We start from the raw sequence: 13,025 nt of genomic DNA, 5'->3' as shown, positions 1-13,025 counted from the left end.
TCTTAACGCGATGGCGAAAATGACAGGCAGCTCCCAGGCTATGGGCGCAGGAGATGGCGGCCGCGCAAGAATCCGAGTTTGTCTTATCTCGCTTTACTCCTGCAGTGCGATCGGACTGCGTTACCTAGCCTCTGTCTTGCGCGAGAATGGGATTGACGTCCATCTTATCTTTTTCAAGGACAAAGATATCGCTCTGGACCTGATGGAACGTCCAAGCCAGAGGGAATACGAGCTTTTGTTGCAGCTCATAGGCCGGCTTGATCCTCATCTGGTAGGACTTGGAGTGCGATCTTCTTTTCTCTCTATTGCACGTGAGATTACGAGACAAATACAGACGAGATTGAACAAACCAGTTATCTGGGGCGGCACGCATGCTACTGTGGCGCCTGATGAAAGCATACAGATTGCAGACATGATTTGTCTGGGTGAAGGGGAGCAGGCAATTTTGGAGCTTGCGCAAGAGCTTGCTTTAAGAAATGTTAATCCGAATGTCGAAAGCATCTGGACCCGGAGAGACGGGTCAATTGTCAGAAACCCAATCCGCGGGCTGTGGCAGAATTTAGATGCCCTGCCGTTTCCAGATTATATTGATGAAAGCAAGTATTTTGTCCACCACAACGAGATCGCTTGCGAGGATCCGGGAAGACGATCTTTCAATCTGGATGTCATAACTTCCAGGGGCTGTCCATATCGGTGCAGCTATTGTTCCAACAGTATCCTTAGCGACTTGTGTGCAGGGAAGGGACGGGCAATAAGGCGAAGAAGCGTCAAGAACGTGTTGGATGAGTTGAGATCGCAAAGGGATAATTTTGCTGACCTGAAACGAATCGATTTCATCGATGAGGTATTTACCTGGGATAGGGACTGGGCTGAGGAATTTGTGGAACAATACAAAAGAGACATCGGCTTGCCTTTTCATTGCATGCAGCACCCCGAAACTGTTGACAGGGAAATCTTATGCATGCTACGGGACGCAGGCCTGGAACGTGTTGAGATCGGGATACAGTCTGGTTCCGCACGCGTTCGCAAGGAGGTCTTTAATCGTCCGGTTTCCGATGAGAAACTGATTAACACTTCCCGGATAATGCGAGAATTGAGGATAGTGCCATTCTATGATGTTATTGTTGATAATCCTTTCGAGACGACTGAGGATAAGAGGAGCGGTCTTAAACTGTTACTCAGTATGTCGCGCCCTTTCCATATGCACATGTTCTCACTGATATATTTTCCTAATACCATTCTGACTCGAAACGCCCTCGAAGCAAAAGTGATTACAGAAGATCAAGTCGAAGGAAGAGCTACTACGTGTTTTGACCAATGGTATGTTTCCTTAAATCATCCGCGTCCTCTGTCCGACAGGTATTGGTTGAGCTTATATTCTCTGTGCTCAAAAAACTTTGTGCCAAAGAGGTTTATCAGGTTCCTTAGCGGAGTGAATTATTTGTCAAAGGCTCCGTTTATGTTGGTGCGCTTCGCCATCCTATGCAACTTCATAAAGCTTGGGTCGATCGCCGTAAAATGGCTCTTTGAAGGAAAGCCCGTTCTAAGTTCGATCGGGAAGCGAAGAAAGAGCGGAAAAGCGGGAAGCCGAATCGTATAGTAACTGGCTGCAATTGCGGGGTTTTGATGAAGGCACTGGTTATTGGCGGCACTGGATTTATTGGAAGCCATATTGTTCAGGCACTCTTGGGAAAGGGTGTTCGGGTTCGTATCCCTGTTCGGCACAAGGGTGAAGTAGCGGGATGCAACCGGGATGGTGGGGTCGATATCGAGTATTGCTATGGTGATGTCCTGGATGAAGGTTCTCTTCGCGCATGTATGGATGGAATCGAAATAGTATACGGCTCTTTTGGTCTGCTAGGTCAGTGGCGAATATCCCATGATGAATATTGGAAGGTAAATACACGTGCTGTGACTAACGTTTTAAATAGCCTTGCTGGCACGAGCGTCAGACAGTTCATTCACCTGAGCAGTGCCGGTGTGCTGGGCCCTCTTCCAGACGGCGTCATTGCTGATGAAGCGTTTCCGTTCAATCCTTCGAACATCTATGAAATGTCGAAGTGTGAAGCGGAAAGGGAAGTGTTGAGGTTCGGAAAGTCGGGTCATCTTCCTTTTACGATCGTCCGGCCTGAGTTCGTCTACGGCCCTGGCGATCTGCACGTATTACCTCTGTTCAGCGCGATTCGCAAGCGACGGTTTTTCTTGATCGGGAATGGCGCCAGCGTGCTTCACCCAACCTATATTGATGATTTAATCCAGGGGATTCTCCTGTGTGCGGACAACAATAGGGCCATCGGAAAGACCTATATGATCACTGGAAAAGCGCCGCTTCATGTGAGGGAGATCGCAGAAATCATCGCTGAGGAATTGAACGTCCATTTGTCCCGAATAAACATCCCGCGCGGCTTTGCATGGCTTGGGGCGAGCGCGCTCGAATTGCTTGCCCGAAGCATCCGCGCATCAAAACCTCTATTAACGCGATCCCAGGTGAAGTTTTTCTCAGAAAATAGGGCTTTTAGCAACCGCAAGGCCCAAATTGAGCTGGGTTATGTGCCAACGGTTGACTTTCGTGAAGGTGTGAAAAGGACGCTTTGTTGGTACACGGAGAAGGAATACTTGTAAATGCGGAAGCGCAGGATGGACATTAAATTCTTTTACAAGATCAGCCTGGCCGAAGGCGAAGGAGTCGGTACGGCTTATGAATATTGTGCCAAGTTACGTAGACTCTGGAAATTTATCGATGCAATCGCAATGGCGAAACGGATTCTCATCGCCGGTCTCCCTGAGAAATTCGGCTATAGCATGGATTTCATCCTGCTTTCAGAGATCCTTGACGGGCAGGTTCTTGTAATTGACGAGAGAGCGGATCGAATTGGAGGGGCGCAACGATGCCTTCGGGATCTTTCTTCCATGGGTATTCTTAGCGGGACTGGTGCGAGATTTAGCCAGGTCGACGATCTAGGAAGGATCGATCGTGAACGCCTTGACGGGGAAAGATTTGATTTGGCCTTGTCCTGTGAGGTTCTGCAACGGGTCAATTCTTCGAAGGAAGACTACTTCTCATTCTTGCGGGAAGCTGCCAGGAGCTACGCTGTCTTCGTGCCGAATGGCGGCAATGCCGCTCATGCAGATCACAGCGGGCTTAAAGGCATGCATCTCCACGAGTTGCTGAAATACTGCCGGCTGGGAAACAGCAAGATGCGAATTTACGATTGCGGACTTTTAGATATGCCACCTTTCCCGCCGGGCGTAAGCCGTTCACAAGAGCGGCGTGAGCAGGCAGCCGGCAGCAGGCTGGAAGGCTTTTTGATGAAGGCGCTTGAGCTGCACAGCTCCATCGAGGGTCTTTTCCCACGGTGTCTAAAAGTAAGAGCCGCACACATTGCTTACCTCATGGCCGCACGTTCTGACTTTGGGAAAGCTCATAATGCTAATTGAGCTTTGGCTTGTTGGATCCTGTTGCTTTACTGCACCGGCATGCGTGATCAGGTTGCGCCGCTACTAAACAAAAGATTCCATACTATGAAGCAGCTCTGCAGCACCAGGACGCTCGCCGTCGCTGGAATCTCTATTCTGCTGGCAGCCACAATGCTTTTTAAGAGATCCTCCGGTGCGAAGCAAGCCGAGCTGAAGAAGAACGTTTTGTACTACTATACCCAAGGTGTCACCAAATATCAGATACACGAGTATACCGCTTTTGTCGAAAATCTTGAGGCAGCCGTAAGTCTCGCTCCGAATAATCCGAAGATGATGTTTACACTGGCACGCGCTTGCGCACTCAAGGGACAGAAGGAAGCGGCTCTAACCTGGCTGGCTAGAGCGTTGAACCTGGGCTATTATTTTGAATTGCCAGGGGATCCCGATTTCAGTTGCCTGAGAAATCTTGATGCTTTTGGCCGCATTATGAAAATGGTACAAGAGAGGAAAACACCCGTTCACAACAGCGAAATAGCGTTCTGCCTTGCTGAGAAGGACCTGATGCCGGAAGGGATTGCTTTTGATCCGGTCAGGGAGACTTTTTACATCGGAAGCTATTATAAACGCAAAATTCTCAGCATTGCGAAAGATGGGTGCGTGAACGACTTTGTTACCGAAGGGCAGGATGGTTTGTGGAATGTGGCCGGCATACGGGTCGATGCCGAACGCAGAATCCTCTGGATTAATAGTGCTGCGACTGGTGAGCTGAGGCTGGGCGTTACGGGACGCCCCGTTGAGAGTGGAGTGTTCGCGTACGATCTGGACCAGAAGAAGTTCTTAAAGAAGTATACTCCGCGGGAAATAATTGCGGATCATGCATTTAACGATATGGTCGTAACTTCGAGTGGAGACCTCTTTGTCACAGACAGCCTGTTTGGGGCAGTGTACAGGATTTCCAGAGCCAAGGATTCCATTGAAGTATTTATAAAACCAAAGACTTTTACCTATCCCAATGGAATTGCCATATCCGAAAATGAGCAATTCCTTTATGTCGCGCACGAGGAAGGAATCTCTGCGATCGATTTAGCAACCAGATCAGAAGTCATACTCACGCCACCAGAAGCAATGACGCTTTGCGGAATCGATGGCCTCTATTACCATAGAGGAAGTCTGGTGGCAATTCAGAGCGATAATTGGAAGGGCCGAATCATTCAGTTTTATCTGCGCCCCACGACTGACCCCCAGAAGCGACCGGAGAAGGCGAACAAGGGCGGGAAGTACAAGGCGTTTCCGACACACAGCGCAGATTGTGTGGCGGGTTGGCGCATCATCGAATCCGGCAACCCCATTTTTGAGATGCCCACAACTGGCGTTATCGTCGGTAATGAATTCTATTACATCGCAAACAGCCAATTAAACCGCTTGCGTGAGGGCGGCGAAATCACATCCGTTGATAAACTTAACTCCATATATATTTTGCGGTTCGGGTTATAACACGGGGGAGCGATGCGCCAGGCGCACTCGCGGCTAGGTTTGCAACGAGTTTCGTCTTGGAGAGAGATTGTGTTTTGATGGGGAGGTAAATGAATAATGCAAGGCAGGCCTTTTCATAAGATTGCTAGACGAGTTTTAATCGTCAGTTTGCTTTTCGTCGCTGCGCTGCTTTGTTTGCACACGATGAATGCTCTTCGTTTTGCCACTGGTGTCTTTGACAACAGTGCACGGAACCTGATCGAACGGTCGCGTCGTGTTCGTGATGTCGCGCGGCCGGGCTACCAAGATCAAGCGCTTGCAAAGCTGCCCAAAAATCCAAATATTGGTTCTTTCCTTCGCCTCGACGAGATGTTAAGGAACGCTGCGGTGCGTGAAAAACCTTCTCTTCCTCTCCAGAAGGATTTAGCTGGAATAGTTTACGGCTTGGAGTTTGGGGACGCCAGCCGGCCAAACCTTATTTCTGCTTTAGGCCAATCAACAATTAAGGTGAAGGACGGTATCGCTACAATTGAGCAGAAAAATGAGGACTTTTTTACGAATGAAATGCCATTTGAAGTTCCTAGAAATGAGCTCGGAGAGGTCGTTATTCGTGCACGGGCTAATAAGCCAGCACGAATGATTGTGGCCTGGCTTGAATATAGTGAATTTCAGGCTCCCTCTTTGCAGGAGAAAATATGGAGGAAGCAAGTCCATTTGGATCTGATTGCAGATGGTGACTTCCACATATACGAAGTTAACTTAAAGGATGTGATCAAGCGCGATTTAAGGAGCGATCAAAAAATAAAACGGATTCTTTTGCGTCCCTCACTGAGTGATGGAGTTGTTGTCGAGATTGACTTCATTCGTTTTTATTCGACGTACGCCAGATATTTGAAACAAATCAATGGCACCGACTACGAGGTTGTTGGGAATGAGATGCGAAAGATTTTGTATATGCTTGTGCCACAAGCTTTGGAGTACTCTCTGGAGGTCCCTGAAGGGTCACCTTTTCTCGATTTCGGCACTGCGATTCTGGTGAACAATGAGCCGATTAACTTTGAGATCTCTGTCGAAAGTGGTCAAAGGGAAGCGATAGTGTATTCCAGGACCGTGAGCAATTCCTCCATGTGGTACGATGCCCGGCTGCCTTTAGAGGTGTGGAGAGGCAAGAAGGTGAAGATCATCTTGCGAGTAAGCGGTTCGCAAAAAAATGTTGCTTTATGGAGTAACCCTATTCTTTATTCGGAGCCAGAGCGACGTTTCAATGTCATTATAATTTTAGAGGACGCTTTGCGGGCAGATCACCTTTCAGGCAATGGCTACAAATTGCCTACTACTCCTGTTAAGGACAAACTGTTTGCAGAGTGCGGGATTGTCTTCGAAAACGCGATTTCCCAGGGTTGTTGGACGCGCCCGTCTGTTCCGTCGCTGATGACCTCTCTTATGCCGACCGTGACTGGTGTCTGGCACTTTTCTGATATGCTGGGAGACGAATTCCTAACTCTTGCGGAGATTATGCGCAGCCAGGGCTTTGTCACCGGGGCTTTTATTCAAAACCCAAACGCTGGCGCGTGGGCGGGCATGCATCAGGGATATAGCCAATTGTTCGACGAGGCGGCGCTGGGACTGGAGACGGAAGGAGTTTTCGGAGAGCGCCTGAAAGGCTGGCTGGAATCGCAGAGGCAGCGGAACTTTTTTCTTTACCTCCACCTCCATCATCCGGCAGGGCCTTATGACCCGCCAAAACCCTTTGACAGCTGGTACAGGGATGCCCAATCAAAGGGGAAGCCGGTCGAGCGTACATACTTGGATCCGGAGTACGTGAAACAACCGACGGATGAAGGACGGCGGTTGCTGTATGACGGCGCCATTCGCCATAATGATGCTCTTTTGCCAAAGTTAATTGAAACCCTTCGAACTTTAGGGATTTACCAGGACACACTGTTGGTGTTTATGGCAGATCACGGAGAACATCTCGGTGAACGTGGTTTGTGGAGCCATGGAGAACCTGGATACATTGAGACAATCCATCCACAATTGAACTTTGTTTATCCGGCTCGCTTTCACGCGAGCAGACGGATATCGCAGACGGTGCAGCTGATCGATATAATGCCTACGATTCTCGACTTGGCACGGGTCGATACGAGTAACCTCGTATTTCAAGGTGATTCCTTACTCGACCTCATTGAGGGTCGCAGGCTGTCATACTGGGATAACCGTATTGCAGTTTCGGAAGAAGTGGACGGAATGTCATCGACACAAAGGACACCGCGCTTGTCTGGCTCGCTTTTCTTCCGGAACTGGCATTTGATCAGCTCCGCATCGCTTTTTAAAGGGAGTTGGCGTTTACCTGCTTTATTTCGATTGGAGCTGTTCAACTTCAAGGATGATCATAACGAGAGCAGCCCAGCGGTGTCCTTTCTCCCCGACATCTATATCAAATATAAATATGCAACGGTTATGACAGGTTTGCAAAAAAACGACATAGAAGCTTGGAGGAAATTTACTAAGGAAAAACGAGATACAATTCACAAGCTTAATCCTGAAACCCAGGAACGTCTTAAGGCCTTAGGTTACGTTAAGTGAGACCCTCAATCTGATTCTAACTATTTATAACCCGGAAGGACCATGGTTATGATGATAAGAGCCCTGTAGACGGATGGGGTAACTTCGGGAGAAGTTGTTGAGTGTCATGAGGACCAGTCTGGTTTAGTAGCGGCGGATGGTATTAACCCGCCTAATCCATGATGGAGCAGAAGGAAAACCGAATGCTTTGTCTGAGCCTGTGTGGTGACGATGGCGGGATTCAAATTGCCATATTGGCGCATCTGGTCGATGAAATTCTCGGACTAGGGGCAGAATTGCCGCTTAAATGTAGGAATGAGAACGCACCGCTTCTCAAAGCGTGGAGAAGGCCTACTTGAGATGTCCGAGTTATCAAGGAGATTCTGTCTGGAAAGTGGTCCCGCCGCGTGAGCCAGATATTGCCAGGCTACAAGTTACGGATGGTGGCCCAGAAAATGAATCACAATTATGTGAGGGGGAGTTTATCCCGAGGCGGCAGTCTTGAACAGGCTTTTGCGCAGCGTCGTAACTTGCCCAGGGGCGAAGACGGTGTCTGCCGCCAGTCGCCGCATCTCGTGCGTGAGGAGCAAGCTGCCGCCTTCATGAGAACGCGGAATGGGTTGGCGCAGAAATTCGTGCAACTTGTGCGATGGAGTTTCACGACGTGGTGTGGTTCCTTGACCCGGTTTTCGGCTTCGCCTTTTCCACGGCAGATCTGATAAACGGTTTCGGATTTGCAGTATAGGTTGCCAATAACAAGTTGAGAATTATTTGTGGGGCAGTGTCCGTGTTCGCGAACTATTTCGGCTTTGATGGTGATCTGCCGGCGATGAGGCCATTTGCTGGCCGTGTAAATGGCTTCCGTAAAGACATTATCGCCCGCCCCGATGCTACGGGATTGCATGCGGACTTTCCCATCAGTCTGCGAGCCCGCTTGAGCAGCCTGGCGTCGCATGGCATAGCGATGATCTATTCGCCGTCTTGCATTTTGAGACGCGCGAGATCGCGGTTTACAAACCCGCTCTCAAGGCGAAGCGGCATCTTGGTTTTCGCGAAACTGGCTTTCAGCTTCGCTATGATTCTCATCAGAATGGCGAGCGCTCCTTTTGAGGCATGAGCATTTTGGGGCTGCAGGGCATATGTATGGGGATACTTTTGGGATTCATAGTTTGATTGCAGAGTTCCGGCGACGTGAGGATAGAGCATGATCTGCAATGTCGAACATATAAAACAAGTTGCCAAGGCAAACTGGATGCTTTGGGCGATATTTTCCTTGGGCCTGTTCCTTAGAACGATTGGCAGTTTATCGGTATATTTTGCTTTTGACGAAAGACAGTGGTTGTCAATAGCGGACAAAATATCGTTCTCTCCGAGCACATTTAATCTGGTCATGCATGGTGATCATCATCCTTTTCTTGAGGTCTATATTATTAAACTGAGCACGCTTATATTTAACAAACATTTTCTGATGTTTCTTCCTGAATACATCGCTGAACGTGTGAGCTACAGGTCTCTTCAAGTATTATTATGCTCGTCTACAATTGTGATAGTATATCTCCTCGCGCATAGTGCACTTAGCAAATCAGCGGCGCTTTTCAGCTCATTTTTATTATCCGTAAGTCAATTTCATATCCATCTCTCGAGGACCATCGTCCAGATAGGCCCGCTTCTATTTTTCGCATCTTTGTCTCTTTTGTTTTTCTGGAAATCCTTAAAGGATAAAAAGTACATCCTTTTTACAGGTGCAAGTATCGGCCTAGCCTACCTGTGTGAGGAGTCGGCCTTCTTTCTATTAGCAATTTGTCTTATATATCTTTTGATCACGGGGCGCCTGCTCAGATGGCTGCATCAGTGGGAGACATATGCCGCTATAGTACTATTTTTAATATTTATATCGCCTGATTTATATTGGAATCTTGTGAACCAGGGAAGCAGTATCTTCCTTCACCTTAATAAGGCGGCCCAGTTCCATGGTATCAGCCTGCTTTCCCTAAGCCTGTATCTCGGCGAACTGTTTATTTGGTTCGTTTCAGATATTATCGGTCTGGTCGGCGGCATGGGAAAGGGTCATGTCTGGCCTTTTGCATATCCTACGATGCATTGGGTTTTAGGCGTGATTTGCTTGTTAGGGGTGGTTACGGCTTTTCGTGAGCGACGCGATGAATTTATCAAACTGATGTTGACTGTGTTTTGTTTCATTTTTCTATTTTTTACCTTCTGTGCTTCGTTGGGACCGTTTGGCAATTTCAGTTTCTATTGGGCTTCTTTAAGCACAATTCCTGCTTTGATACTTGCAGGTAACTTATTCGCAAAGATGTGGGAGGGTAAGTGGCAGATACGCTGTATCCCTGTGGCCGCATCGGTATACCTGCTAGGAAGTGCAGTGGCATTCTTATCTATACATGATCATACGTATATTCGCCGCCCGGAATTTCTTGGGAAATTCTATACCAATCTTGCACATGACGCGATCCTGATGGGTGATTATAAATCGGCGGCTGGGAATTTAGAAAAAGCAATGAAATACGCCCCGGGGTCAGCATATGTTCGTTCTAATTTGGTAGAATGCTACAAACACCTCGGTGATTATACACAGCGGGCTGAAGTGGTGGAAAAAGATGCGGACTGGATAAATCCGAAATATTTGTTTGATCGGGGTTATTTAAAGAAATGGCAGCTCGCGGATTCGGAGGTGACAGGCAAACTTGAGAGAAATGGTCTGGGAGCGTTAAGCGGTAGTGATTTTATGGAGGGTTCAAAGCACTTGCGGGATGTTTACGGCGCGGCAGCCGTTATTGATTTGAAAAAGATAGAAAACCCGTCGACTGGAAAAGTTACATATGCCTTTACAAATATCTATTCTCCCAGGGCACAAATGGTGAACCTTTGGGTGATGGTGGATGATGGTGCTACTATATGGATAAATGGTGGTAAAGTATTTTCGCAGGAAACAGGTAGGCGTTTGTGGATTGGTGATCAAGACAGGATCGCCGTTAACTTGAAAAATGGGTGGAATAAGGTTGTGGTGAAAGTGCTGTATCAAGGAGGAGCATATTACGGATATGCGATAAAAGTTACGGATTTAAATGGGGAAATGATAAAGGGATTGATAGATGGGTTGGGCTGGAGATGAGATCATATAAGACTTGGCGCCAAAAAAAGGGGATTATTTAAAATTTGGGCTCATTTCGGAATTTGGGTCTTGCTTGAGGGCTAGAGTGCTTTGGGATGATTAAAGTGGAAGGTCGGTCACGGTGGCCTGGCGTAAAACGGAGGAACGGATTTTATTGTCTTGCTTGAGCTGCATACGGCGGTGCAAATTGGGGAGAGCGAGATAAATTATCGGTTGGACTGAAAAATGGAGGGGAGCTTTTGCTGCTGTTGTAACTTTTGGTGTGCAGGGCAGGAGGGGAGGTAAATCTTGTTGGTTGTGGCTTTTCTAGGTGGTTGTTTATGACGAAAGTATTCGAGGATGCAAGGCTGGAATTGGCGACGTTTTTCAGGGAGATACTCAGCGGCGCTATGATTGGCGCGTGCTTCGGTGCGATCAGTGTTGCAGGGACGATGGCGCAAGTGTCGGGACTACCGATGACCTCGGAATTGGTTTTTGTCGCGGTGTCATGGTGCTGCGCGTGTATTATCGGTGGTGTATCAGTGATCGGTTTTGCTGCAGCCAGGTTCGTGTATGTCGGTTTGTTTAGGAAAAGCAATGCGAGGCGTATGTGGCGGGGAGCGGCCTCGCTGGCGATATGCCTCTGGATCGTACTGATTCCCTCGGAGGAGGCGAGTGATGCCTATTGGGAGCACGTTTTGACTTTGTTCGTGGTCATAATTGCTTTCGGGATATGCGTGTGGATCGCCGACCGGTATCGGTTGGTGAAAGCGCCTGTGTTCTGGAGCGGAATAAACCTGCTGCTCCTATGCGGGCTGTTACTTAAAGTAACAATATCGGGTCCGTTGAAACACGGGATTCAGCCTGCCGGAGCGTTGCTTGTGTTTATCGCGCTTGCCGTATCGACTGTGCCGTTCTTATGTTGTTCCTTGCGTATGTTCAGGCGGTATGTGCCGGCAGGCGTCGCTCTCGTTATGTTATTTCTGGGTTTTGTATGGTTTTTGTTTCCGTACAGAAATCCACTGGCCGGGACTGGGGCATCGAAAAGAACTAATATTCTTTTGATAACAGTGGACACTTTAAGGGCCGATCATCTTGGATGTTACGGCAACGGAACCGTGAGGACCCCTTTCATCGACCAGATCGCTCGGCAGGGCGTGCTGTTCGAGAACACCATTAGCCCCACCCCTTTTACGAATCCGTCCCATACTAGCATACTGACCGGACTTTACCCGGGAAACCATGGTGTAGTTCTTAACAATCCGATTGACTTGGAATCAGGCGTACTCACCTTGCCGCGAATTCTCTCGCAAAACGGATACAAAACCGCCGCCTTCATAAGTGGTTTTACGCTGAAGCGCGACGTCTGCCGGTTGATGGAGGAATTCGAGCTTTACGACGACGACTTCAGCACTCACTGGTTTATTCCGGAAGCATGCACGACTCGCGGTTTCTCGAGCCTGCTGCTTAACTTGCCTCAATCTGCGCATCTCCTGTCTCGGGTGTCCAAATATGAACGCCGCGCTGATAATGTTACCAATGCTGCCAGACTGTGGCTGAGATCGAACAGCGGCGCGCCGTTTTTCCTGTGGCTGCACCTCTTCGACCCGCACTCCCCCTACACTCCGCCTGCACCCTACAATAAGATGTACGATGCCAAGTATACCGGGAAGGCAAACGGGGATTTCCACGTTTTTCCTCTCCGCGAGCGTTTGGAAATGATCCAAAGCCCAAAAGATCTCAATCATATCAAGGCCCTCTATGCCGGCGAGGTCAGTTATGTTGACGAACAGATCGGCGGACTCCTTGCCGAATTGGATGCGCTTCACCTTTCTGAAAGCACTCTGCTTATTTTCACTTCGGACCACGGAGAGAGCCTGACGGAGCACAATTATTATTTTGATCACGGCGTTTGCCTGTACGACGAAGACTTGAGGGTGCCTTTGATCCTCCGATTCCCCGACGGTAGAGATGCGGGGACCAGGCATACCAATATGACGCAGCTGGTTGACATCTTTCCCAGCGTCCTGAGTTACCTTGGAATTCCGTCACCTGGGAAATCCGACGGCCGGTCGCTCATGAACCAGCTCACCGCCTCCGCAGACCTTAGTGGTTCCCATATTGCGGTATCCGTTATATTTGAAGGGCGAATCCAGGGCGGTAAGAGCTTGCTTTCCATTCGAACACCAGAGTGGAAATACATTCGCACATCGCCTTGGTTCGCAGATCGGGTGGTGATTCCCGGCCACGAAGAGTTTTACGATCTAGCTGCTGACCCGGAAGAAACCCGCAACCTTATTGACGCCAGACCCGATATGCTCAAACAGTGCCAGTCAGTAGCGGCACAGTATTGGAACGCGTGGTTCCTCACCCCCAGAGACGCTACGGGCAGGCATCGGCTCTCTACGCCAGCCTTAGAGAAGCTCCGTTCGCTTGGATATGTTCGATAGGCGGCGTT

General features: G+C 48.8%; 8 protein-coding genes. 7 read left to right on the top strand and 1 reads right to left on the bottom strand.

The features are described 5' to 3' along the window. Window positions 1–10 precede the first annotated feature (10 nt). The 5 genes from LAP85_06040 to LAP85_06020 all read left to right on the top strand — a co-directional run bounded on the left by LAP85_06040 (window position 11) and on the right by LAP85_06020 (window position 7,476). On the top strand, window positions 11–1,600 hold the full coding sequence (locus LAP85_06040; GenBank protein ID MBZ5495945.1) for a B12-binding domain-containing radical SAM protein: 1,590 nt from the start codon (window positions 11–13) through the stop codon (window positions 1,598–1,600). Between the two features lie 26 nt (window positions 1,601–1,626). Next, complete coding sequence (locus LAP85_06035; protein MBZ5495944.1) at window positions 1,627–2,622, top strand: NAD-dependent epimerase/dehydratase family protein; 996 nt, start codon at window positions 1,627–1,629, stop codon at window positions 2,620–2,622. A 15-nt stretch (window positions 2,623–2,637) separates the two neighbouring features. Then, complete coding sequence (locus LAP85_06030) at window positions 2,638–3,438, top strand: hypothetical protein (GenBank protein MBZ5495943.1); 801 nt, start codon at window positions 2,638–2,640, stop codon at window positions 3,436–3,438. Window positions 3,439–3,522: 84 nt separating this feature from the next. Continuing rightward, window positions 3,523–4,911: a hypothetical protein gene (locus LAP85_06025; GenBank protein ID MBZ5495942.1), complete on the top strand. Its 1,389-nt coding sequence runs from the start codon at window positions 3,523–3,525 to the stop codon at window positions 4,909–4,911. Between the two features lie 96 nt (window positions 4,912–5,007). Further along, window positions 5,008–7,476 carry a sulfatase gene (locus LAP85_06020; GenBank protein MBZ5495941.1) on the top strand — a complete coding sequence of 823 codons (2,469 nt, stop codon included), beginning with the start codon at window positions 5,008–5,010 and terminating at the stop codon, window positions 7,474–7,476. A 445-nt stretch (window positions 7,477–7,921) separates the two neighbouring features. Here LAP85_06020 and LAP85_06015 read toward each other — a convergent pair whose 3' ends face one another. Continuing rightward, entirely contained in the window at window positions 7,922–8,359 is a 438-nt protein-coding gene (locus LAP85_06015) for a transposase (GenBank protein ID MBZ5495940.1), read from the bottom strand. A 300-nt stretch (window positions 8,360–8,659) separates the two neighbouring features. Between LAP85_06015 and LAP85_06010 the strand changes: the two genes are divergently transcribed. Both LAP85_06010 and LAP85_06005 read left to right on the top strand, forming a co-directional pair. Next, window positions 8,660–10,588 carry a glycosyltransferase family 39 protein gene (locus tag LAP85_06010; GenBank protein ID MBZ5495939.1) on the top strand — a complete coding sequence of 643 codons (1,929 nt, stop codon included), beginning with the start codon at window positions 8,660–8,662 and terminating at the stop codon, window positions 10,586–10,588. A gap of 320 nt (window positions 10,589–10,908) precedes the next feature. Continuing rightward, window positions 10,909–13,017 carry a sulfatase-like hydrolase/transferase gene (locus tag LAP85_06005; GenBank protein ID MBZ5495938.1) on the top strand — a complete coding sequence of 703 codons (2,109 nt, stop codon included), beginning with the start codon at window positions 10,909–10,911 and terminating at the stop codon, window positions 13,015–13,017. Window positions 13,018–13,025: the final 8 nt, after the last annotated feature.

This window comes from Terriglobia bacterium (assembly GCA_020072565.1).
Taxonomy (GTDB): Bacteria; Acidobacteriota; UBA6911; order UBA6911; family UBA6911; genus JAFNAG01.
This window is presented reverse-complemented; position numbering and strand designations above follow the sequence as displayed.